Here is a 21062-nt window from a genome sequence, read left to right on the forward strand (position 1 = left end):
CCCCGGGGACCACCGATGCCCCACACCTTCAAGATCCCCCTCCTTAGGGCTTCGGTCTGGTCTCAGGAGGGGCCGGGCACCTCCTCTCCATTCCTGGACCGGGCCGCGGGGCCCCCGGACGTGGCCTTCCTCGACCCCCTGATCCGGCGGCGTCTCAGTCCCCTGGGTCGGGCCATGCTGCATTGCGCGCACCGGGTCACGGGCGACCTGGGGCCGATGCCCTCGGTGTTCACCTCCCGGCACGGCGAGGCGGTCCGCACTCTGCCCGTGCTGGAGGATCTGGCCGAGGGCCTTCCCCCCTCGCCCACGCAGTTCTCCATGAATGTCCACAACGCCACGGCCGGCATCTGGTCCATCGCGCGCCGGGACCCGAGCCCCTCCCTCTCGCTGGCCGCCGGCCCCGAGACCTTCGGCTGTGGGCTGGTCGAAGCCCACGCCATCCATGTCGCGAAGCCGGGAACGCCCGTGCTTCTCGTCCACGGGGATGCCCCGCTGCCCCCCCTGCTCGCCACCTTCGACGAGAATCCCCTCCCCCTCCACGCTCTGGCCCTGCTGATCGGCCTCCCCGCGGTCCACCACCTGATCCTGACCTGGTCGCCCGAAGCCCGCCCGCCGGGACCACGAGAGGGTCCCAGCGCCCTCGACTTCGAGGCACCCGGGGGGCCCTGGGCCACGGCGGATGGCGCCTGGGCCTGGCGCGTGGAGTAGCACCATGCGCCGGTTCATCAAGATCCCCGCCAGCGCCGTGGGGTTCACGGCCCTGGGGGTCGGCGGGATCCTCTTCTCGCTGCTGGGGCTCCCTCTGCTGCGGCTGTGCCCCGGCGGACCTTCCGCCCTGCAGAGACGCACGCGCTGGGTCATCCACCGGTTCTTCAAGGCGATGGTCTGGTTCCTCTCCACGGCGGGGCTGTTCCAGCTCCGGACCGAGGGTCTGCCGGAGCGCCAGGCCCTGGACGGCACCCTGATCCTGGCTACGCACCCCGGTTACCTCGACGTCGTCCTGCTGCTTTCCCTCCTCGAGCAGCTGACCTGTGTGGTGAAGGTCGGCATCTGGACCAACCCGCTCTTCGGCGGAGTGGTGCGGGCCGCGGGGTACATCCCCGCTCTGGGGCCGGAATCCGCCATCGACCTGGGCACCCGGGCGTTGGAGCGGGGCGAGGCCCTGCTGCTCTTCCCCGAAGGCACCCGGACCGATCCGGGTCAGCCGCATGTCTTCCATCGGGGGGCGGCCCACCTGGCTCTGCGGCGCGGCACCCCCATACTTCCCCTCTTCATCACTTGCAGCCCGCCCTTGCTGGTCAAGGGTCACCGCTGGTTCGAGATCCCCCGGGAATCATGCGATTATTGCATTCGAGCCGCCGAGCCGCTGGACCTACCCTGGTCGGACCTTGAGGGTCTACCCGCCCCCCTGGCAGCCCGGAAGCTGACCCGCTGGCTCGAAGGCCGGTTCAACCAGGAAACATCCCATGCAGGACATCACGCCGATCGAGATCAAGCAGTTCATCGTCCGGACCCTTGACCTCGAAGACATCCGGCCCGAGGAAATCGGCGACGAGCAGCTCCTGTTCAAGGATGGCCTCGGCCTCGACTCCATCGACGCCTTCGAACTGGGCCTGGCCTTGAAGAAGGCCTACCGGCTCAACCTCGAAAGCGAGGAGACCTCCACCTTCGCCCACCATTTCCGCACGGCCGCCAGCCTCGCGGCATTCGTCTCGAGCCACCGCCAGGTGACCATCTGAACTCCGGAGTACCCCCCATGGTGATGACCGAGCAGGACATCCTCGTCAAGCTGCGCGAAGTCCTTTCGGACTCTTTCGAACTCGATCCCGAAGCCATCCACCTCGATTCGCACTTGTTCAAGGACCTCGACCTGGACAGCATCGACGCCGTCGAGCTCGCCATCCAGCTCCAGGAGTTCACGGGTCGCCGCGTGAGCGCCCAGGACTTCAAGGATGTGCGGACCGTGGGGGACGTGGTGGCGGCGATCCACAAGATGCTGTCGTGATCCCCTTCCCCCAGGCGCTGAAGGCGCTGCCTTCCACCCCCGGGGGATACTCGCTGCTTGTGGAACCCGGGCACCCGGCCTTCTCCGGCCACTTCCCTGGCCAGCCCGTCCTGTCCGGCCTCATCCAGGTCGATTGGGCCGCCCGCCTCGGGCAGGAGGCCTTCGGCCCCCTGGGCACCTTCCAGGGCTTGGAGCACCTGAAGTTCCAGGCCCCCATCCTTCCGGACGAGCCCCTGGAACTGCATCTGGACTGGGTTCCGACGACTGGGCTGCTGCGATTCAGGTACCACGGAACCCACGGACAAAAATCCCGGGGAACCCTCGTCTTCACCGCGGCCCCATGAGCTTCCGCCCCTGCCTCGTGGTCCCGGTGTACAACCCGGGCCCTGCCCTGGGCCGGACCCTCGATGCCCTCCTGGCCTGCGGGCACCCGCTCTTCGTCCACGACGACGGAAGCGATGAGGCTACCCGACGCCAGCTCGAGGACGCCGCCACGGCCCATCCAGGCCTCCATCTGTCCCGGTGGGCCGGGAACCGGGGCAAGGGTGCCGCCGTGGTGGAAGCCTTCCGCAGAGCCCAGGCGGAAGGCTTCACGCATGCCCTCCAGGTGGATGCGGACGGCCAGCACGACGTGGGCGCCATCGCCGCCTTCCTGACCCTGGGCGAGGCGCGCCCCGAGGCTGTCATCGCGGGGGTTCCCGTCTACGACGGCTCCGTGCCCGCGGCGCGGAAGTACGGGCGGTGGTTCACCCACGCCTGGGTCTGGCTGGAGACCCTCTCCTTCGACATCGGGGACTCCCTCTGCGGCTTCCGCCTCTACCCCCTCGAAGCCATGGGCCGGCTCCTTTCGCGCACCGCGCTGCCCGCCCGCATGGACTTCGATACGGCCGCCATCGTGCGCCTCCACTGGGAGGGCGTGCCGGTGGTGAACGCCCCGGTCCGGGTGGTCTACCCGGAAGACGGCGTCTCCCACTTCCACCTGCTTCGCGACAACCTGCGGCTGACCCGGATGCACACTCGGCTGGTGCTGGGCATGCTCCGCCGCCTGCCAACCCTGGTCGCACGGCGCTTGCGCCGAGGCACCCCCCAGGACCACCAGTGGACCAGGATCCAGGAACGGGGCACCGCCCTCGGCCTGCGGGCCGCCCACCTGGTCTTCCGCTTGACCGGCGCCCGCGGCCTCCGCTGGCTCACCGAGCTCCTGGCCGTCTACTTCTTCCTGACGGGCCGTGCCGCGCGCCGGGCCTCGGGTCAGTACCTCGACCGCCTCTTCCGGCATGCGGGGCCGCTCCCGGGCCTGCCCGCGAAGCCCGGCCTTCACGCCCAGTACCGGCACATCCGGACCTTCGCCCTGTCCTACGTGGACCGCTTCCTGGCCTGGATGGACGCCAGCGATGCCGAGCTGGTCTTCCCTGAAGAACAGGCCTTCCAGGCGCTCATCCACTCCGGCCGCGGCGCCCTCTTCCTCAGCGCCCATCTGGGCAACCTCGACATGCTGCGGGGGCTCGGCGCCGCCCGCGGCGTCCCCGGCCTGAACGCCGTGATCTACTCCGAGCACGTCATCCGCTTCCAGGAACTGTTGGGCCGGATTAATCCCCGCTACACGGCGAACCTCATCCACGTGGCGGAGGCCGGGCCCGAGACCGCGATGCTGCTGGAGGAACGCATCGCCCGCGGAGAGAGCCTCTTCATCGTCGGGGATCGCCCCCCGGCCTCCGAGAACGGGCGCACCCTGGACATCCCCTTCCTGGGCCGCGAGGCCCCCTTCCCCATCGGCCCCCTCTTCCTGGCGCACCTGCTCCAGTGCCCCGTCTACCTCTTCTTCTGCGTCAAGGAGGGCACACGGTACCGCATCCACATGGAGCCCTTCGCCGAGCGCGTGGACCTGCCCCGCAAGGGCAGGGAGGCCGCGCTCCGGACCTGGCTGGAGCGCTATGCCCAGGCCGTCGAGGCCCGCTGCCGGGAGACGCCGTTCCAGTGGTTTAATTTCTATGACTTCTGGGGAGAGGCGAGGCCCCTTCCACCCCCGCCGACCGCACCGCCCGCCTGATCCTCGACCATGACCTTCCTGCAGACCTCCGTGCCCCTGGAAATCCCCTTCCACGATGTGGATTCCATGGGGATCGTCTGGCATGGGCACTACCTGAAATACTTCGAGATCGCGCGCACCGCCCTCATGCGCCGCGCCGGCCTGGATGTGGCGGACATGCTGGCCACCGGGTGCGCCTGGCCCGTGGTCACCTGCGAGGTGAAGTACATCCGCCCCCTCCGCTACGGTCAGCGGATCCTGGTGGAGGCCCGCCTCGAGGAGTACGAGTTCCGCATCGGCATCGCCTACACCGTGCGCGACGAGGCCACCGGCGAGCGCCTCACGCGGGGCCGCACCCGCCAGCTGCCCATCGATTCCACCACCGGAGAGCTTTGCCCGGGCACCCCTCCCGGCATGATTGCCGCCATCGAGCGGGCGCTCGGATGATATCGACCGCCGCGCCCTGCTACCTCTCCGCCCTGGGTCTCGTGAACGCGCTGGGCCGGGGGAAGCGCGACGTGGCCGCCGGCCTGCTGCGCGGAGACACCTCGGGAATGGTCGAGGAGGCGGGCTGGCTGCCGGGCCGGATGGCCCGGGTGGGCCGGGTCCGGGCTCCCCTGGAACCGCTGCCCAGCCGCTTCGCCGCGGATGATTCGCGAAACACCCGCCTGGCCCTGCTGGCCCTGGAGGAGATCCGCGAAGAGGTCGACCGGGAGATCCGCCGCCACGGTGCCCATCGCGTCGGGGTGGTGCTCGGCACCAGCACCTCGGGCATCGAAGCCGCCGAACGGGCCATCGCCCATCATCGGCAGCACCACGCCCTCCCCGACGACTTCCACTACCGTCAGCAGGAGATCGGTCGCCTGGCCCCTTTCCTGGCGGAGTATCTGGGGCTCCAGGGCCCCGCCCTCACCGTCTCCACGGCCTGCACCTCCGGCGGAAAGGCCCTGGTCACCGCCCGGAACCTGCTCCGCCTCGACCTCTGCGATGCCGTGGTCACGGGCGGCGCGGACTCCCTCTGCCGGCTGACCCTCAACGGGTTCGCCTCCCTGGAATCCGTCTCCCCGGCCTTGTGCAATCCCATGAGCCGGAACCGTGTTGGCATCAACGTGGGTGAAGGGGCGGCCTTCTTCATCCTCCGGAAGGAACCGGCGGCGGTGGCCCTGCTGGGGGCCGGCGCCTCCAGCGACGCCCACCACATCTCCTCGCCGGATCCCTCCGGCGCAGGCGCAGAGGCGGCCATGCGCGCGGCTCTGGCCGAGGCGGGTCCGGGTCTGGAGGTGGGCTACCTCAACCTGCATGCCACGGCCACACCGAAGAATGACGAAATGGAAAGCCGCGCCACCGCGGCCATCTTCCCTGATGGCATGGCCTGCAGCGGCACCAAGCCGCTCACCGGTCACCTCCTCGGCGCCGCCGCGGCCACGGAACTGGCGTTCTGCTGGCTCCTGGCGCAGCCGGACTGGAACCCCGAGGGCCTCCTGCCGCCCCATCGCTGGGATGGCGAGGCCGATCCCGACCTTCCCGCCCTCCGGCTCGCCGCTGATGGCGCCACCTTCCCGGGGACCCGGGTCTGCATGTCCAATGCCTTCGCCTTTGGCGGCAACAACCTCAGCCTGATCCTGGGGCCCGCCCGATGAACCCGGAGCCCCTCTCTCCGGAGGCGCTGCTACCGCATCGGGGGCCCTCACTGCTTCTGCGTCGCATCCTCGAAATCTCCGACGAGCACTGCCTCGCCCGCGTCCGCGTGGAACCGGGGGCCTGGTACTTGGACGAGCGAGGCTGCGCCCCTGCCTGGCTCGCCCTCGAATGGATGGCCCAAGCCGCGTCGGCCTTCAGCGGGAACCGCCATCTCCAGGCAGGGGGCGCGCCCCGGATCGGGTTCCTGCTGGGTTCCCGCCGCTTCGAAACGACGGTGCCGGTCTTCCCCGTCGGCTCCGAATTCGAGGTCGAGGCCAAGCTCATCTTCCTCGATGAGGCGGGCCCCAGCGCCTTCGCCTGCCGGGTGGGGAACGGGGCTGAGACCCTCGCCCGTGCTACGTTAAAAGCCATCGAAGTCCCATGAACGAACCCTCCTCCCAGCCCCTCAGAAACGCACTCGTCACGGGTGGCAGCGGCCGCATCGGCCGGGCCATCGCCCGTCAGCTGGCGCGGGACGGCTACCGCGTGACCGTGCATTGCCGCAGCCGCGCGGACGAGGCCCGGGCCGTGGTCGAAGCCATCCAGGCCGAGGGAGGCCGGGCGGACTGGATCGCCTTTGATGTGGCTGACCGGGCGGAAGCAGGGCGCGTCCTCGAAGCGAAGACCGCCGCCGACGGCCCCTACCACTGCATCGTCTGCAACGCGGGAATCACCCGGGACGGCGCCTTCCCGGCCCTCAGCGGCGAGGACTGGGACCAGGTCCTGGGCGTGGGGCTCGACGGCTTCTTCAATGTCGTCCAGCCGCTCCTCATCCCCATGATCAAGACCCGCAAGGGCGGCCGCATTGTCTGCATCTCCAGCGTCTCCGGCGTGGTCGGCAACCGCGGGCAGGTGAACTACAGTGCCGCCAAGGCTGGGCTCATCGGTGCCGCCAAGGCGCTGGCGGTCGAGGTCGCCAGTCGCGGCATCACCGTGAACTGTATCGCCCCCGGGCTCATCGAATCGGAGCTGGTGGACGAGCTGGTGTTCGAGCATGCCCTGAAGGCCATTCCCATGGGCCGGGTCGGCCAGCCCGAGGACGTGGCCACCCTCACGGGCTTCCTCTGTTCGGACGCGGCGGGCTACATCACCCGCCAGGTCATCGGGGTGAACGGGGGCATGGTCTGATGCGGCGTGTGGTGGTGACCGGCATGGGGGGCGTCACCCCCTTCGGCGAGACCTGGGAGGCCATCGACCGCGCGGTCTCCGCCGGGCGGAGCGGCGTGAAGGTCATGTCGGAGTGGGACCAGTACCCCGAGATCCAGACGCGCCTCGGCGTGCCCATCGAAGGCTTCGAGGTGCCAAGCCACTACCCACGGAAGATGGTGCGCTCCATGGGCCGCGTGGCTCTCCTGGGCGTCCGGGCCACCGAGCTGGCGCTGCAGGACGCCGGCCTCCTGGGTGACGCGGTCCTGCAGGGCGGGCGCGTCGGGGTGGCTTACGGCTCCTCCTTTGGCAGCGTCGACCCCATCGTGTCCCTTGGCCGCAGCCTGGCTTCGGGGCGGATCGGCGGGCTCAGCGCCACGGGCTACATCCAGGCCATGAGCCACACGGCCGCCGTCAACATCGGGGTGTACTTCGGCCTCACGGGTCGCGTCATTCCCACCAGCACTGCCTGCACCAGCAGCAGCCAAGCCATCGGCTACGCCTACGAATGCATCCGGGAGGGCCGTCAGACCATCATGATCTCCGGTGGATCTGATGAGCTGTCGATCTTCACTGCCGCCGTCTTCGACACCCTGTATGCCACCAGCCAGCGCAATGAGGCTCCCGACCAGTCACCCCGCCCCTTCGACCGGGACCGGGACGGCCTGGTGGTGGGGGAGGGTGGATGCACCCTGATCCTCGAGGACCGGGAGCACGCCTTGGCTCGCGGAGCCACGATCTACGCCGAGATCCGGGGGTTCGGAACCAACTCGGATGGCGCGCACATCACCCAGCCCCAGCGATCGACCATGGCCGAGACCATCCGCCTGGCCTTGGCCGATGCGGGCCTCCATCCCGACGCCATCGACTGGGTCAACGCCCATGGCACCGCCACGGAGTACGGGGATATCGCCGAAAGCCACGCCACCCGGGACGCCTTCCAGAGGCGGATCCCCATCACCTCCTTCAAGAGCTACATGGGGCACCCCCTGGGCGCCTGCGGGTCTCTGGAAGCCTGGATGGGCATCCAGATGTCCCGGGCCGGGCGCATCGCCCCCACCCTGAATCTGGTCGAACCCGATCCCCGCTGCGCCGACCTCGACTACCTCCAGTTCGCCCATCGCGAGATGGAAGCGGTCTGCTTCATCTCCAATAATTTCGCCTTTGGCGGGATCAACACCTCCCTCGTCTTCCAGTGCGGGGATTCGTGACCGAATCGTAAAGTGGCCCCGGTACCATGACCGATGGCTCGGATCGGGCCGGAGGTCTTGCATGGATGCCATCACGTCTGTCCTTCGCCGCTGTGAAATCTTCTCCGGGCTGTCCGACACGGATCTCGGCCTGATCGCCAAGGCCACCCGCCGGCGCGAAGCTCCCGCCGGGACCCGCCTCTTCACCCAGGGCGAACGCCGCAACGGCGCCACGGTCATCGCCGAAGGTCGCGTGGAGATCACCCGCGACAATGGCGACGGGGCCGAACCCGTGGTCATCCTCGGCCCCGGCGACGTGGCGGGGGAGCAGTCCTTCCTGGCACCCAGCACCCACTCCGCCACGGCCACCACCCTCACCTCGGCCGTGCTTCTGGATCTGGACCGCGAGGCGATCCTCCAGAACCTCAGCCAGGATGGCGCCGCAGCCATCGCCGTGCTCAGCAAGGTGGCCAACGTCCTCCATCAGCGCATCCTCTACTCGGCCACGCCCCGGACCGGGCGGGAGCAGGCCTACGCCAGCGGACGGACCCGCCGGGAATCGGACCTCCTCGGCCCCCTGGACGTGCCCGAGGACGCCCTCTTCGGCGTGCAGACCCTCCGGGCCGTCCACAACTTCCCCATCACGGGCACGCCCACTAGCCATTTCCCCGCCATGATCCGCGCCCTGGCCATGGTCAAGCAGGGCGCGGCCCGCGCCAATGCCCGCCTGGGCCTGCTGGATCCGGCCATCGCGGACGCCATCGACCGGGCCTCCCAGGAGATCATCGACGGCCACTGGCACGGCCACTTCCCCACGGACATGGTGCAGGGCGGCGCGGGCACCTCCACCAACATGAACGCCAACGAGGTGATCGCCAACCGGGCCCTGGAACTGCTGGGCCACAAGCGGGGCGACTACGCCCACTGCCACCCCAACGACCACGTGAACCTGGGGCAGAGCACCAACGACGTGTACCCCACGGCCCTGCGCCTCAGCACCATCTTCATGCTGAGGAACCTGCTGGACGCCATGGAGCGCCTGAAGGCGGCTCTGCACGCCAAGGGTCGCGAGTTCTCCGACGTCATCAAGATGGGTCGCACCCAGCTGCAGGATGCCGTGCCCATGACGCTCGGCCAGGAGTTCGAGGCGTACGCCATCACCACGGGCGAGGACATCCAGCGCCTGCAGGAGACCGCCCGGTTCTTCCTCGAAGTGAACATGGGCGGCACGGCCATCGGCACGGGCATTTGCGCCGACCCCCGCTATCCCCAGCTCGTGGTCGAGGAGCTGCGCAAGGTCACGGGTCTGGACATCGTCCTCGCCGAGAATCTCGTGGAGGCGACGCCGGATACCGGCGCCTTCGTCATGTTCTCGGGCGTGGTCAAGCGGGCCGCCGTGAAGCTCAGCAAACTCTGCAATGACCTGCGCCTGCTCAGCAGCGGCCCCCGCTGCGGCTTCGGCGAGCTCAACCTGCCCCCCATGCAGCCCGGCAGCAGCATCATGCCCGGCAAGGTGAACCCCGTGATCCCCGAGGTGGTGAACCAGGTGGCCTTCCAGGTCATCGGCAACGACCTCACCATCACCCTGGCCGCCGAGGCGGGCCAGCTGCAGCTCAACGTGATGGAGCCCATCCTGGCCTACAGCCTGGCCACCAGCATGCGCAACCTCACCGCCGCGGTGAATGTCCTCACCACCAAATGCATCGTGGGCATCACCGCCAACCGGGAGCGCTGCCTCGACCAGGTGGAGCACAGCATCGGCATCGTCACCGCCGTCATGCCCGCCATCGGCTACAAACGGGCCACCGAGGTGGCCAAGGAGGCCCTGGAGACCGGCCGGCCGGTCCGAGAGATCATCCTCCGCAAGGGCTTCCTGACCCCCGCGGAGCTGGACGAGGCCTTCAGCCTGGAGGCCATGACCCAGCCCAGGCCCATTCGATAGGGGCGAACTATCCCGGCATGGCATAACCTCCTCGCCGGGTCCCGGCCCCGGGGGCGCCAGCGGCGCCTCCTCCGCCACCCGGCGGTCGGTTAAACTGGCGGCTGATCCCCACGCGATCCGCTGCCAGTTTTCTGTACCCGGGAGTTCCCATGTCCCTCGAGAAGAAGATCGAGATCCTCAAGGCCAAGCACGCCCAGGCCCAGGCCGGGGGTGGCGAGGCCCGGATCCAGAAGCAGCACGAGGGCGGCAAGCTCACGGCCCGCGAGCGCATCGCCGCCTTCCTGGACGAGGGCTCCTTCGAAGAGATGGATGCCCTCATGGTCCACCGGGCCTGGGGCGTGGAGAAGATCCCCGGTGACGGCGTGGTGACGGGCTTCGGCCGCGTGGATGGCCGCCCCGTGGCCATCTTCGCCCAGGACTTCACCGTGTTCGGCGGCTCGCTCAGCGAGGCCTACGCCAAGAAGATCTGCAAGATCATGGACCTGGCCATGAAGGTGGGCTGCCCGGTGGTCGGCCTCAACGACAGCGGCGGCGCCCGCATCCAGGAGGGGGTGGTGAGCCTGGGTGGCTACGCGGACATCTTCCTGCGCAACACCCTGGCCTCGGGCGTCATCCCCCAGATCAGCCTCATCATGGGCCCCTGCGCCGGCGGCGCGGTGTACAGCCCCGCCATCACCGACTTCATCACCATGGTGAAGGGCACCAGCTACATGTTCGTGACGGGGCCCGATGTCATCAAGGCCGTCACCCATGAGGAGGTGACAAAGGAGGAACTGGGCGGTGCCAACACCCATGCCGCCAAGTCCGGCGTGGCCCACTTCGTCACTCCGAGCGACCTGGCGGCCCTGGCCCACACCCGCGAGCTCCTCTCCTTCCTGCCCAGCAACAACCTGGGCGAAGCCCCGCGCCGTGCCCCGGAGCACCAGATGCCCCTGGAGAACCCGGACCTGGACAAGGTGGTGCCGGACGATCCCAGCAAGCCCTACGACATCCGCGACATCATCCGCGGCGTGGTGGATGACGCCCACTTCTTCGAGGTGCACGAGGCCTTCGCGCCCAACCTGGTCGTGGGCTTCGCGCGCATCGACGGCCGCAGCGTGGGCATCGTGGCCAACCAGCCAGCCTTCTACGCCGGTGTGCTGGACATCTCCTCCAGCGAGAAGGGCGCCCGCTTCGTGCGCTTCTGCGACGCCTTCAACATCCCGCTGATCACCTTCGAGGACGTGCCGGGCTTCCTGCCGGGCGTCACCCAGGAGCACGGCGGCATCATCCGCCACGGCGCCAAGCTGCTCTTCGCCTTCTGCGAGGCCACGGTGCCCAAGATCACCATCATCACCCGCAAGGCCTACGGCGGTGCCTACTGCGTGATGGCCAGCAAGCACATCCGCACCGACTTCAACTTCGCCTACCCCACGGCCGAGATCGCCGTCATGGGCGCCGAGGGCGCCATGAACGTGCTGCACGGCAAGTCCATCGCCATCGCGCCGGATCCCACTGCCAAGAAGGCCGAGCTGGTGGCGGAGTACAACGAGAAGTTCGCCAACCCCTACATCGCGGCCGAGCACGGCTTCGTGGACGAGGTCATCCTTCCCCGCGAGACCCGCCAGAAGCTGGTCAAGGCCCTCGCCTTCCTGGAAACGAAGCGCGACACCATGCCCCCCAAGAAGCACGGCAACATTCCGCTGTAGGAAGCCACGCGGGAGTTGGACCCGGATGTGTCCTATCATGGCGCCACCCCGGGAGTTCCCATGCGTGCCGCCCTCCTCCTCTTCGCCACGCTCACCCTCGCCGCGCAGGACGAACGGGCCTTCATGGAATCCATGAACCGGCTCGAGCGGCAGGATCCCGCCGCGAAGAAGGATCTCGAGGACCAGAGCCCTCTCCGCGCCGCCGCCCTGGCCATGGATCCTGCCAAGGCGTCCGAAAAGGACCGCTATGCCGCCGCCACCTGGCTCTGGGCCACCAACCTGATCCGGGATTTCCACTACGGCAAGGAGCAGACCTACCTGCAGGCCGCCCGTGGCCAAACCGACCTGCTGAAGGCCTGGGCCCTGCTTGAGACCGTAGGGGGGGACCTGACCCGCTCCCGGGACAGCATCCGCCTGGAGCTGGCCTGGCGGCTGGTGGACGTGGACCGGATGCGGTCCGCCTATGCCGCCGTCTCCGCCCGCCCCGACCTGAATGTCCGCGAGCTCGTCCACTGCTTCTTCGTCTCCGCCCACCTCGGTGAATGGACCGCCATGAAGAAGCACGCCCAGGCGCTCAAGGCCCAGGGCGGGAAGCTGGAGGGTCTCCACGCCGCGGCCGAGAACACCCTGACGATGTTCGACTACGAATCGCTGCTCAAAGCCGTCGAGACCGGCCGTCCCGAGCGGACCGTCGGCCCCCTGGCCGTCCGGAGCTTCCGGATCACGAAGCAGCGGGTGAAGATTCAGCGCATCACCGGAAGCGACAAGACCCTCCTCAAGGAATCCGAGTCCTGGTCCAAGGACTGGGTGGCCAAGCCCGACGCCACCGCGGGCCTCCTCCAGGTCGGCGCCGCGGCCCACTGGGTCGAGGGCAGCGCCCAGCCGCCTGTGTCCGGTTTTTTCGACGGTGGTCGGCTCTATCTCGTCGGCTACCGGGAGACCCAGGGCGAGCCCAGCGATTCGGGTCGCCAGGAACAGATCTGGGACCTGCACCCCGACCCCCAGGCCTCCGGCCGGTGGCGCGGAACCAACACCCTCACGGCCTGGCGGGCGGGGACGGATCCGAAAACCGGGCCCGCGCTTCACATCATTTTCGATGTGGAGTGGGACATGCGCCCTTCTGAAACCTACCTCGAGTCTCCGTCCGTGGCTCCATCCATCCCCGTGAAATCCGGTTCCTGACCGGCCCTCCGGACGCCCCATGCGCCACGTGTTCCTCGACGACCAGGGTTCGGTACGCAACGGGTGGAAGGTTCTCGAATTCGCCGCCCTGCTCACCACCCTCGACTTCGCCAGCGCCCCCCTCGTCCAGCTGTGGCCGGCCGCCTGGCTGGTCATCCTCCCGGGCCGCTGGTTCGAGGTCGTCATCAGCCTTGTCGCCACCTGGCTCTGCCTGCGGACGGAAGGGAGTCCGCTGGCCGACGTCGGCCTCCGGCTCGATAGGCGGTTCCTGGCCGAGGTCGCCCTGGGCTCCCTGGGCGGGGCGGCGCTGATGTTGGCGACGGCCGGCCTCATCCACGGACTGGGAGGGTTCCACTTGGTTCGGGATCCGGGCACAGGGCCCGCCGCTCTGGCCATGGGCGCGTGGTCCTTCCTGGCGGTGGCCTGTTTCGAGGAAGTGCTCTTCCGCGGCTACGCCTTCCAGAGGGCCGTGCGGGGTCTGGGGTTCGGCGGCGCCCAGGCCGTCTTCGCCCTGGCCTTCGCCTACCTGCACTGGGACAACCCGGGCATGGTAGGCGCCACCAGGGCCTGGGCCACCTTGAACATCGCCCTGGCAGCCCTGCTGCTGGGCCTCTGCTGGCGGCGCACGGGCCGTCTGGCCCTCCCCATCGGCGTACACTTGGGCTGGAACTGGACCCAGGGCAACCTCCTCGGGTTCGGCGTGAGCGGCACCGAGGCCCCGGGCTGGTGGACCCCCGTCTTCCATGGCCGCCCCGAATGGCTCACGGGGGGCGCCTTCGGCCTGGAGGCCAGCGCGGCCTGCACCCTCGTCTGCGGCGTGGCGATCCTGGGGCTATGGGGATGGCGTGGCGTCAGCGGCGGTGTTTCCACAGCTTCGGAGTCTTGATCCCGGCGCCCATCACCAGGCGCATCTCGCTGGTGGGCACGAAGCCCATGCGCTGATAGAGACCCTCGGCCTCGAGGCTCGCGTGCAGCTCCATGATCTCCAACCCGAGCTCGCGGGCCAGGTCCAGGGCCGCATCCGTGAGGCGGGCGGCCAGGCCCTGGCGGCGATGCGAGGGTTCTGTGTAGATGTTGAAGAGGTAGCCCCGCACGGAGAGCGGCGTCACCGGCGTGGGGAGCGCCTCCTTCATCAGCATCAGCACGCCCGCCACGGGGCGGCCATCGTCCTCCATCAGGAAGCCGCGGCATTGACCCGTCACCAGCCAGTTCCGCAGCTGGACGCGGAAGGTCTCGGTCATGCGCCGCAGCCCCTCCTCGGAGCCGGCCTCCATGTCCCGGAACAGGGCCACGCGATGGGCCACATGGATCTCCAGATCCGCGGTCGAGGAGGGTCGGAGAGAGAGCTTCATGGAGTCAGTGTAGGCGCTATCCTGGGCCATGCACTATGCGGCCCTGGCCTCCGGTTCCAAGGGAAACTGCCACGCTCTTTCCGAGGGCGGCCTGACATTGCTCATCGATGCGGGCATCTCCCTGCTCCAGATCCGTCGCCGCCTGGAGGCCGTGAACCTGGATTCCGGGTCCGTGCGTGCCCTGGCTCTCACGCATGAGCACTCGGATCACATCGGCGCGGTGGGTGTGGTCCTCCGGCGCACCGACTGGGCCATCCTCGCTTCTGCCGCCACCCGCAAGGCCGTGGAGCGGATCCAGGGCATCGACATCCCCCCCTCGCGGTGGATCGAGGTGGAGGCCGGCCGACCCACAGACTGGGAGGGCTGGCGGGTGCTCCCCTTCGCCCTGCCCCATGACGCGGAAGATCCCGTGGCCTATCGGATCGAGGCCGGGGGGACGGCAACCGCCGTGGTGACCGACCTGGGCCACCCCACGGCCCTGGTGGCGGACCACCTCCAGGATCTGGACCTGTTGGTGCTGGAGGCCAACCATGATGTGGACATGCTGCGCGAGGGGGACTACCCGCCCCAGCTCAAGGCCCGCATCCTCAGCCGGGTCGGCCACCTGAGCAACGCAGCCATGGCGGAGCTGCTGGGCCGGGTGTTCTCTCCCCGGTTGAAGCAGGTGGTGCTGGCCCACCTGAGCGAAGCCAACAACGACCCGGGCTTGGCCCGCTTCGCCGCCGAGGAGATCCTCAGAGGCACCGAGGTGGCCCTGCACGTGGCCCACCAGCGGGATCCGCTTTCGCTCCCCCCCGCCGTGGCCTGAAGGGATCCGAATGTTCCGACGCGTCCTGCTCCCTCTCCTCCTGATCCTGCCGCTGGCCGCTCAGGGCACGCCACCCACGCTGCGGGAGGCCGTGGAGCGTTTCGACGCCGCCCAGGCCCAGGTGCAGACCCTGCAGTGCCCCTTCGCGCTCACCCTGCGGCGCTCCCTGCTGAAGACGCCCTCGGTGACGAAGGGGACCCTCTACCTCCAGGGCTCCGACTTCGTCCACTTCGCCTTCCAGCCGCCGGAGGACCTGATCCTCCACCTCACCCCCAAGGCCCTCATCTCCTACAGCCCGGAAGCGAAGGCCGGCGAGCTCATGAAGATCGGCCTCATCAAGAACGCCAACCGGAAGTTCCTGGGCCTCGGCCAGAAGCTCAGCTACCTGTCGGAGTACTTCCAGATCCAGCTGGGGGAATCAAGGGACCTGCCCGGCACCTGGCTGCTGGCCATGGTTCCCCGCACCCTCGCCATGCGCAAGCGGATGCAGGCCCTGAACCTCTGGGTGGACAAGGAGACCTGGCTGCCCCGGCAGGTCCAGTGGGTGGAGCGCAGCGGGGACTCCTGGCTGGTGGAGCTGGGCCCGCTGAAAATCAACCAGGCCCTGCCCCCCACGGTGACCGGATTCAAGCTCCCGGAGGGCATCCCCCTCCGGAGCGAGTTCAGCTTCTTCGCCACCCGGAAGAAGTAGCGGTAGACTGCACGAGAGATCCCACGGGGGCCCGATGATTGTGGTGTGCCCGGCCTGCCAGGCCCGCTTCCAGTACGACGACAGCCGGTTCGGCCATGCCCGGGCCAAGCGGTTCAAGTGCCCGAAGTGCGCCCACCTCTTCGAGGTGGCCAACCCGGCCCTGCCCGCGGCCGACCCGGCCGCCATGCCGCCCACCCTGCCCACCATGCCGCTCACCATGCCCATCTCCATGCCCGTGCCCGAGCAGGAGCCGCCCAATGAGGCCACGCTGGCCTCGGCCTTTACCACCGCCCGCAGGGACCGTGATTCCATCCTGGTGGCCGCGGGCCTCCAGGGGGCCGGGCTGCCCGCCGGTTTCAAGTTCAGCCTGGCCTTCCTCACCGGTCCCCAGGCCTCCACTGTGCAGGTGTTGGATCGGCCCCTGATCGTCATCGGCCGCGAGGAGGGCGACGTCATCACGCAGGATCCTGAAACCTCCCGCCGCCACGCGATCCTGGAGATCCATGGGGATGGGACGGTGTGGGTCACCGATCAGGATTCCACCAACGGCACGCAGGTCAACGGCGAGCGCATCACAGGCCCGGTCCAGCTCCTCAGCCAGCAGGAATTCACCTGCGGGAACAGCACCTTCATGTTGCTGATCCGCAATACCAACGAGTACCCGCTGCACTGAGCCCCGTGATCCCAACGACCTGAACCGAGCGACACCATGACGCCAGATCCCTACGCGCCCCATCTCCGCCAGGCGGACCAGCTGTTCGCCCAGGGGGAGGTCATCAAGGCGGGCCAGATCTGGCAGGCGATCCTCAAGCAGCAGCCCGCCCACGCCGAAGCCCGCGAGCGCCTGCTGGCCCTGCGCGAGCACCTGCTGGTCCAACGTGAGGCCGAGGCGCGCGCCGCGGCGACGCCTCCTCCGCTCCCTTCCCCCCTCCCGCCAGCTCCGGAATCCGAGCCCGAGCCCGTTCGCGTCGCAGCGCCGGCGCCGCCCCCCCGGGTCTCCGTCCCGGCGTCGGTGGAGCCCGACCGGCTGCTGATCGAAGGCTGCACACTCTACGACATGGGCCAGGTGCCGGACGCCCTCCAGAAATGGGAGCAGGTGCTGGCCCTCGATCCCACCCACACCCTGGCTCTGGGTTATGCCAATGGCGCCCGCCGCGAGTTGGGGCTCGCGCCCCTGCAGGCCGCCGCCCCCACCGCCCCCCCGGAGGAGCCCGCTCCCGTGCCCGACGAGGACGTGGACAAGCTGCTGCGCGAGGCCGTCCAGCTCTACGACATGGGGCTCACGGAGGAGGCCATCTCGAAGTGGGAGCACGTCCTCGCCCTGGAACCCCACCGGGATGAGATCCGGGGCTATCTGCGCCAGGCACGGCTGGAGGTGACCCAGGCCGAGGCCCCGCCTCCGCCGACCCAGGCCGCGGTTCCCGCACCCGCACCGACCTCCAGGCCAAGCCCCACGCCCGCCGCCGCCATCCCGGCCCTCGCCGCCGTCCCGGCCCCCGAAGCGGAGGCCTTGGCCCTGAAGCTCCGGCAGGCGGAGCATCTCCTGGGGCTCCAGCGCCCCGATGAGGCGGCCTTCACCTACCAGCAGGCCCTCCAGTTGGCCCCGGGCAATCGCGAAGCCCTGGCGGGTCTCGAGCGCTGCCGGCGGCCCCAGGTCCAGGCCGGGTCCACGGGGTCCGGCATCGCGTTGGACCTCCCGAACCACCAGGCATCGGACCGCATCGCCATGGTGGATGAGGAGGCCACCCTCATCATCCCCGACCCGGGCCGGGTGGAGCCTCCCGCCTCCCTGACCCGGACCGCCCCGGCCCCACGGGAAGGCCTCAGCCTTCCGGCTCGCCTCCTGGAAGCCTCCTCCAGCCTTCCGTGGCTGCGGGAGCCCAAGGTGTGGGCCATGGCCGGAGGCGGCACGTTGGCCCTGGCGGTGGGCCTCTACGCCATCCACTCCTACCAGCAGGACCAGGAACTGAAGGAGGCCGTGAAGGCCGCCCGCACGGCAGCGGTGGCCCCGGTGCTCCAGCAGGCCCAGTCGCCGGACCTCTCCGAAACCCCGGCGGCGATCCTCCGCGAGGGTGAGACTGCCCTGGATAGGGAACCCCTGCGGGCCTACTTCCGGGCCCAGGCCGTGCTGGCCCTGAACCCCGGCGACGCCGCGGCGGCCCAGCTGCTGGAGAAGGCCCGGGCCGCCCTGCCCGGTGGCGCCACGGGGGCGAGCCTCCCGGAATTCCAGAAGCACCTCCAGAACGGCGACCTGGACGCCGCCGCCAAGGTCATGGACGCCCTCCTGCGGGCCCAGCCCGATGACCCCGGCCTCCGGGCCCGGGCCGCCCGGCTGTACCTGACCTTCTGCGGGGCCCATGCCGGCCAGGCCAAGTGGGATGAGGCCGCGGAAGATCTGCGCCGGGGCCGGGCCCTCGTCCCGAGTGATAAATCCTGGCAGGCCCGGCTCAACCTCCTCGAGCGCGTGAAGACCCTGCCCAAATCCCAGCAGGCCGCCTGGCTCCCACTGCTCGGCTAGGCCGCCGGGCTCTTCGCATCTCGCGGCAAGAACCGGGTCGTCCGTGGCCCCCGGCGCGCCGGATGCTGGGCCCACGGGAGTCCTCTGCGTCTCCCGCCTGGGAGGTGCGTCATGCACAAGGTCGTCCGTCCAAAGATGCTGTACTTCGGAACCCCGGTGGTCCTCATCAGCACGCTGAATCCTGATGGCTCCCCCAATCTGGCGCCCATGTCCTCGGCTTGGTGGCTGGGCGACAACTGCGTGCTGGGGATGAGCAGCCGTTCCCGAACCGTGGAGAACCTCGCCCGGGAGGGGGAGTGCGTCCTCAACCTGCCCTCCCAGGATCTGGTCGGTGCGGTGGATCGTCTGGCGCTCCTCACCGGCAGGGATCCGGTCCCGCCCTACAAGGCCGCCATGGGCTACCGGCATGAAGCCAGGAAGTTCGAGGCCGCGGGCCTGACCCCGGTCCCTGCGGACCTGGTGAAGCCGCCGAGGGCGCTGGAGTGCCCTGTCCACCTGGAGGCCCGGGTCCGCGGGATCCGCCGGATCGGCGACGAGGACAGCCATCTGGTTAGCATCGAGACCCAGGTGGTGCGCGTTCACATCGAGGAAAGCCTGATGATGGCGCGGGAAGGGGACTACATCGATCCCCAGCTCTGGCAGCCCCTGATCATGAGCTTCTGCGACTTCTTCGGCCTGGGCGGGGAGCCCCTCCTGCCCTCCCGCCTGGCCCGGGCCTGGCGCCCGCCGGTCGCCTCCTGAATTCAGGCCGTCCTCGCCCGCTCGAAGGCGAGGATGGCCTGCTTCCGCGGAGCGCCCCAGTGGTACTGGCCCAGGGCCCCTGTGGCCTGGATCACGCGGTGGCAGGGGATGAGCCAGGCGATGGGATTCTGCCCCACGGCCGTGCCCACGGCGCGCACCGCGTCCGGGGCGCCAGACAGGGTGGCCAGGTCACGGTACGACACGGCCTGACCCGGAGGAACCCGCAGCAGCGCCTCCCAGGTCCGGAGCTGGAAGGGCGTGCCTTTGAGCACGAGGCTGAGGGGTCGGCCCACCCCATCCCGCATGCGCGCCTCGAAGGCCTCCGCGTAGGGATGGATGAGGGCGCTCTTCCGCTCCAGGCGCGCCCCGGGCCAGCGGGCCTGGAGCTCGGCCAGGGCGCCATCCTGGCCGTTCTCCTGGAGGAAGGCCAGGCCGCAAAGGCCCCGGTCGAGGGCCGCGAAGAGCGCCGGGCCGAAGGGCGTCTCCTCCACCCCCCAGTGGATGGTGAGGCCCTCGGCCTGCGCCTTGTACTCCCCAGGCGTCATCCGCTCGAGGGAGAGGAAGAGGTCGTGCAGGCGGCTGGGGCCCGAGAGGCCCACCGCATGGCTCACCTCGAGCAGGCTCCGGGATTCGGCGAGCATGTGCTTCGCCTCCTCCAGGGTCAGGACCTGCAGGAACCGCTTGGGGCTCACCCCTGCCCACCGCTGGAAGAGCCGCTGGAAGTGGAAGGCGCTGAGGCCCACCTCCTCAGCCACTCGCTCCAGACTCGGCTGCTCCTCCGCGTGGTCCGCGAGGAAACGGATGGCCTGCTCCACCCGGCTGTAGTCGCTCCTGGCCATGGGAACCTCCGCTATCAGGGTGGGCCCGGGAGCGTTCCGCTCCCACCCGGATGTTGCGGCGATCAGCCCGCCACCCAGACCTCCGGCGGCACGGGATGGCTCAGGAAGTGGGTCATGCCCTCGTTCAGGCCGTAGGCGCCGGCGGTCCCGAAGGCCAGCAGGTCCCCCGCCGCCAGCTCCGGCAGGCGCACGTCGCCCAGGCGGTCGAGGCTGGTGCAGAGGGGCCCCGCCAGCGTGTACGGCACGGTTCCCTCGCCCTTCCCCACGGCCTTCACGGGGAAAGGCTGGCCCGTTAGCAGGGGACGGATGAGGTGGTTGATACCGCCTTCCAGGATGGCGAAGCGGGTGCCACGGCTCTCCTTGAGGCGTACCACCCGGGCCAGGTAGACACCGCAGGGTCCCGCCAGGAAGCGACCCGGCTCCAGGATCAGCTCGCCCTTGAACCAGGCGTGCCGCGCCAGCAGATCGGACAACCCCTGTCCAAATACGGCCAGGTCCAGGGGTGTTTCATTCGACGCGTACGGCACCCCCAGGCCACCGCCCAGATCGATCTGCTCGAGGGCGAGGCCGTGGACTTCGTGCAAACGCTTCGCCAGGTCCAGCACCGCGCCGTGGATGGCCTTCAGCTTGACCGCATCCCGCTGGTTGCTGGCGGCGAAGACGTGCAGGCCCTTGATGCGCACGTGCGTCAGGCTCGCAGCCTTCTCGAGCAGGGCCGGCAGATCCTCCTCGTCCACGCCGAAGGCCGAGGGACCGCTGCCGCCAATGATGCGGTTGCCCTCGTCGATGTCGAAGGCCGGGTGCACCCGCAGGTTCACCGCCGTCTCCCGGGTGGCCAGGGCGTCGATGCGGGCCAGATCCTCGAAACCCTCGGCCTGCACGCGAACGCCCATGTACAGGGCCTTCTGCAATTCGGGCATCCGCTTGCCCGGCCCGGCGAAGAAGGTGCGGCCCGCCGGCAGGCGTAGCGCCGCCACCCGCTCCAGCTCCCCGATGGAGGCGCAGTCGAAGCTGGCGCCCAGGGACTTGAAGAGCCCCAGCAGGTCCGGATGCGGATTGGCCTTCACCGCATAGGCGAGGCGCACCCGCTGGGGCAACACATGGCGCAAGGCGGTGAATTGCTCCGCCGCTACTGCGGCGGAGTAGCCGAAGCAGGGCGTGCCGTGAGCATCGGCTAGGGCGCGGCAGGTCAGATCGTCGAGGGCAAAGAGGTCGTTCATGGCGTGCTTTCCGGGCCAATCATTCGGCGTT

Annotated in this window: 23 protein-coding genes; 20 read left to right on the forward strand and 3 right to left on the reverse strand. The window is 69.4% G+C overall.

Annotation, left to right across the window (positions count from 1 at the left end; genetic code table 11):
• The first annotated feature begins 15 nt into the window (after nucleotides 1-15).
• From NOV65_RS14005 to NOV65_RS14075, 15 genes are all read left to right on the forward strand, one after another.
• Nucleotides 16-708, forward strand: coding sequence for a beta-ketoacyl synthase chain length factor (locus NOV65_RS14005; RefSeq protein ID WP_257307136.1), 693 nt, complete (start codon nucleotides 16-18; stop codon nucleotides 706-708).
• Between the two features lie 4 nt (nucleotides 709-712).
• Nucleotides 713-1519 carry a lysophospholipid acyltransferase family protein gene (locus tag NOV65_RS14010; protein WP_257307137.1) on the forward strand — a complete coding sequence of 269 codons (807 nt, stop codon included), beginning with the start codon at nucleotides 713-715 and terminating at the stop codon, nucleotides 1517-1519.
• On the forward strand, nucleotides 1467-1739 hold the full coding sequence (locus tag NOV65_RS14015; RefSeq protein WP_257307139.1) for a phosphopantetheine-binding protein: 273 nt from the start codon (nucleotides 1467-1469) through the stop codon (nucleotides 1737-1739). The genes NOV65_RS14010 and NOV65_RS14015 overlap by 53 nt, the downstream gene beginning before the upstream one ends.
• A gap of 23 nt (nucleotides 1740-1762) precedes the next feature.
• Nucleotides 1763-2005: an acyl carrier protein gene (locus tag NOV65_RS14020; RefSeq protein WP_425250863.1), complete on the forward strand. Its 243-nt coding sequence runs from the start codon at nucleotides 1763-1765 to the stop codon at nucleotides 2003-2005.
• On the forward strand, nucleotides 2002-2349 hold the full coding sequence (locus NOV65_RS14025; protein WP_257307142.1) for an ApeI family dehydratase: 348 nt from the start codon (nucleotides 2002-2004) through the stop codon (nucleotides 2347-2349). The genes NOV65_RS14020 and NOV65_RS14025 overlap by 4 nt, the downstream gene beginning before the upstream one ends.
• Complete coding sequence (locus NOV65_RS14030; protein WP_257307144.1) at nucleotides 2346-4055, forward strand: glycosyltransferase family 2 protein; 1710 nt, start codon at nucleotides 2346-2348, stop codon at nucleotides 4053-4055. The genes NOV65_RS14025 and NOV65_RS14030 overlap by 4 nt, the downstream gene beginning before the upstream one ends.
• 9 nt (nucleotides 4056-4064) lie before the next feature.
• Nucleotides 4065-4481, forward strand: a complete 417-nt coding sequence (locus tag NOV65_RS14035) for an acyl-CoA thioesterase (RefSeq protein ID WP_257307145.1) — start codon at nucleotides 4065-4067, stop codon at nucleotides 4479-4481.
• On the forward strand, nucleotides 4478-5674 hold the full coding sequence (locus tag NOV65_RS14040; RefSeq protein ID WP_257307147.1) for a beta-ketoacyl-ACP synthase: 1197 nt from the start codon (nucleotides 4478-4480) through the stop codon (nucleotides 5672-5674). Before NOV65_RS14035 ends, NOV65_RS14040 begins: the two co-directional genes overlap by 4 nt.
• The gene (locus NOV65_RS14045) at nucleotides 5671-6099 is read left to right on the forward strand and encodes a hotdog family protein (RefSeq protein ID WP_257307149.1); all 429 of its coding nucleotides are present in this window, start codon (nucleotides 5671-5673) and stop codon (nucleotides 6097-6099) included. The genes NOV65_RS14040 and NOV65_RS14045 overlap by 4 nt, the downstream gene beginning before the upstream one ends.
• Nucleotides 6096-6842 carry a 3-oxoacyl-ACP reductase FabG gene (fabG, locus tag NOV65_RS14050; protein ID WP_257307151.1) on the forward strand — a complete coding sequence of 249 codons (747 nt, stop codon included), beginning with the start codon at nucleotides 6096-6098 and terminating at the stop codon, nucleotides 6840-6842. The genes NOV65_RS14045 and fabG overlap by 4 nt, the downstream gene beginning before the upstream one ends.
• On the forward strand, nucleotides 6842-8071 hold the full coding sequence (locus tag NOV65_RS14055) for a beta-ketoacyl-ACP synthase (protein ID WP_257307152.1): 1230 nt from the start codon (nucleotides 6842-6844) through the stop codon (nucleotides 8069-8071). The genes fabG and NOV65_RS14055 overlap by 1 nt, the downstream gene beginning before the upstream one ends.
• Nucleotides 8072-8132: 61 nt before the next feature.
• Complete coding sequence (locus NOV65_RS14060) at nucleotides 8133-9992, forward strand: aspartate ammonia-lyase (protein WP_257307154.1); 1860 nt, start codon at nucleotides 8133-8135, stop codon at nucleotides 9990-9992.
• Between the two features lie 149 nt (nucleotides 9993-10141).
• Entirely contained in the window at nucleotides 10142-11680 is a 1539-nt protein-coding gene (locus NOV65_RS14065) for an acyl-CoA carboxylase subunit beta (protein ID WP_257307156.1), read from the forward strand.
• Between the two features lie 60 nt (nucleotides 11681-11740).
• Complete coding sequence (locus NOV65_RS14070) at nucleotides 11741-12862, forward strand: hypothetical protein (RefSeq protein WP_257307158.1); 1122 nt, start codon at nucleotides 11741-11743, stop codon at nucleotides 12860-12862.
• A gap of 19 nt (nucleotides 12863-12881) precedes the next feature.
• On the forward strand, nucleotides 12882-13748 hold the full coding sequence (locus NOV65_RS14075; RefSeq protein WP_257307160.1) for a CPBP family intramembrane glutamic endopeptidase: 867 nt from the start codon (nucleotides 12882-12884) through the stop codon (nucleotides 13746-13748).
• Here the strand turns inward: NOV65_RS14075 and NOV65_RS14080 are convergent.
• A complete protein-coding gene (locus NOV65_RS14080) occupies nucleotides 13714-14214 on the reverse strand; it encodes a GNAT family N-acetyltransferase (RefSeq protein WP_257307162.1) in 501 nt (166 codons plus the stop codon). The two genes, NOV65_RS14075 and NOV65_RS14080, sit on opposite strands and share 35 nt — an antisense overlap.
• A 28-nt stretch (nucleotides 14215-14242) precedes the next feature.
• Here NOV65_RS14080 and NOV65_RS14085 point away from each other — a divergent pair, with 28 nt between their 5' ends.
• From NOV65_RS14085 to NOV65_RS14105, 5 genes are all read left to right on the forward strand, one after another.
• A complete protein-coding gene (locus NOV65_RS14085) occupies nucleotides 14243-15022 on the forward strand; it encodes an MBL fold metallo-hydrolase (RefSeq protein WP_257307164.1) in 780 nt (259 codons plus the stop codon).
• 10 nt (nucleotides 15023-15032) lie between these two features.
• Nucleotides 15033-15713, forward strand: coding sequence for a LolA family protein (locus tag NOV65_RS14090; RefSeq protein ID WP_257307165.1), 681 nt, complete (start codon nucleotides 15033-15035; stop codon nucleotides 15711-15713).
• Nucleotides 15714-15747: 34 nt separating this feature from the next.
• Nucleotides 15748-16386, forward strand: coding sequence for an FHA domain-containing protein (locus NOV65_RS14095; protein ID WP_257307167.1), 639 nt, complete (start codon nucleotides 15748-15750; stop codon nucleotides 16384-16386).
• A 36-nt stretch (nucleotides 16387-16422) separates the two neighbouring features.
• Nucleotides 16423-18231 carry a tetratricopeptide repeat protein gene (locus NOV65_RS14100; protein WP_257307169.1) on the forward strand — a complete coding sequence of 603 codons (1809 nt, stop codon included), beginning with the start codon at nucleotides 16423-16425 and terminating at the stop codon, nucleotides 18229-18231.
• A 111-nt stretch (nucleotides 18232-18342) separates the two neighbouring features.
• Complete coding sequence (locus tag NOV65_RS14105) at nucleotides 18343-18972, forward strand: flavin reductase family protein (protein ID WP_257307171.1); 630 nt, start codon at nucleotides 18343-18345, stop codon at nucleotides 18970-18972.
• A 2-nt stretch (nucleotides 18973-18974) separates the two neighbouring features.
• Here NOV65_RS14105 and NOV65_RS14110 read toward each other — a convergent pair whose 3' ends face one another.
• Nucleotides 18975-19811 (reverse strand): bifunctional transcriptional activator/DNA repair enzyme AdaA, encoded by an 837-nt coding sequence (locus NOV65_RS14110; protein ID WP_257307173.1) that lies wholly within the window; start codon nucleotides 19809-19811, stop codon nucleotides 18975-18977.
• Nucleotides 19812-19873: 62 nt separating this feature from the next.
• Nucleotides 19874-21031: a type III PLP-dependent enzyme domain-containing protein gene (locus tag NOV65_RS14115; protein WP_257307175.1), complete on the reverse strand. Its 1158-nt coding sequence runs from the start codon at nucleotides 21029-21031 to the stop codon at nucleotides 19874-19876.
• Between the last annotated feature and the right edge of the window lie 31 nt (nucleotides 21032-21062).

Origin of the sequence: Geothrix campi (assembly GCF_024609265.1) — a bacterium.
GTDB classification, from domain to species: Bacteria; Acidobacteriota; Holophagae; order Holophagales; family Holophagaceae; genus Geothrix; species Geothrix campi.

Coding starts and splice junctions, on each gene's coding strand:
- NOV65_RS14005 (WP_257307136.1), top strand. CDS start 16: ATGCCCCACACCTTCAAGATCCCCCTCCTTAGGGCTTCGGTCTGGTCT.
- NOV65_RS14095 (WP_257307167.1), top strand. CDS start 15,748: ATGATTGTGGTGTGCCCGGCCTGCCAGGCCCGCTTCCAGTACGACGAC.
- NOV65_RS14045 (WP_257307149.1), top strand. CDS start 5,671: ATGAACCCGGAGCCCCTCTCTCCGGAGGCGCTGCTACCGCATCGGGGG.
- NOV65_RS14085 (WP_257307164.1), top strand. CDS start 14,243: ATGCACTATGCGGCCCTGGCCTCCGGTTCCAAGGGAAACTGCCACGCT.
- NOV65_RS14055 (WP_257307152.1), top strand. CDS start 6,842: ATGCGGCGTGTGGTGGTGACCGGCATGGGGGGCGTCACCCCCTTCGGC.
- fabG (WP_257307151.1), top strand. CDS start 6,096: ATGAACGAACCCTCCTCCCAGCCCCTCAGAAACGCACTCGTCACGGGT.
- NOV65_RS14080 (WP_257307162.1), bottom strand. CDS start 14,214: ATGAAGCTCTCTCTCCGACCCTCCTCGACCGCGGATCTGGAGATCCAT.
- NOV65_RS14090 (WP_257307165.1), top strand. CDS start 15,033: ATGTTCCGACGCGTCCTGCTCCCTCTCCTCCTGATCCTGCCGCTGGCC.
- NOV65_RS14030 (WP_257307144.1), top strand. CDS start 2,346: ATGAGCTTCCGCCCCTGCCTCGTGGTCCCGGTGTACAACCCGGGCCCT.
- NOV65_RS14020 (WP_425250863.1), top strand. CDS start 1,763: ATGACCGAGCAGGACATCCTCGTCAAGCTGCGCGAAGTCCTTTCGGAC.
- NOV65_RS14070 (WP_257307158.1), top strand. CDS start 11,741: ATGCGTGCCGCCCTCCTCCTCTTCGCCACGCTCACCCTCGCCGCGCAG.
- NOV65_RS14110 (WP_257307173.1), bottom strand. CDS start 19,811: ATGGCCAGGAGCGACTACAGCCGGGTGGAGCAGGCCATCCGTTTCCTC.
- NOV65_RS14035 (WP_257307145.1), top strand. CDS start 4,065: ATGACCTTCCTGCAGACCTCCGTGCCCCTGGAAATCCCCTTCCACGAT.
- NOV65_RS14115 (WP_257307175.1), bottom strand. CDS start 21,031: ATGAACGACCTCTTTGCCCTCGACGATCTGACCTGCCGCGCCCTAGCC.
- NOV65_RS14065 (WP_257307156.1), top strand. CDS start 10,142: ATGTCCCTCGAGAAGAAGATCGAGATCCTCAAGGCCAAGCACGCCCAG.
- NOV65_RS14010 (WP_257307137.1), top strand. CDS start 713: ATGCGCCGGTTCATCAAGATCCCCGCCAGCGCCGTGGGGTTCACGGCC.
- NOV65_RS14015 (WP_257307139.1), top strand. CDS start 1,467: ATGCAGGACATCACGCCGATCGAGATCAAGCAGTTCATCGTCCGGACC.
- NOV65_RS14040 (WP_257307147.1), top strand. CDS start 4,478: ATGATATCGACCGCCGCGCCCTGCTACCTCTCCGCCCTGGGTCTCGTG.
- NOV65_RS14100 (WP_257307169.1), top strand. CDS start 16,423: ATGACGCCAGATCCCTACGCGCCCCATCTCCGCCAGGCGGACCAGCTG.
- NOV65_RS14105 (WP_257307171.1), top strand. CDS start 18,343: ATGCACAAGGTCGTCCGTCCAAAGATGCTGTACTTCGGAACCCCGGTG.
- NOV65_RS14075 (WP_257307160.1), top strand. CDS start 12,882: ATGCGCCACGTGTTCCTCGACGACCAGGGTTCGGTACGCAACGGGTGG.
- NOV65_RS14060 (WP_257307154.1), top strand. CDS start 8,133: ATGGATGCCATCACGTCTGTCCTTCGCCGCTGTGAAATCTTCTCCGGG.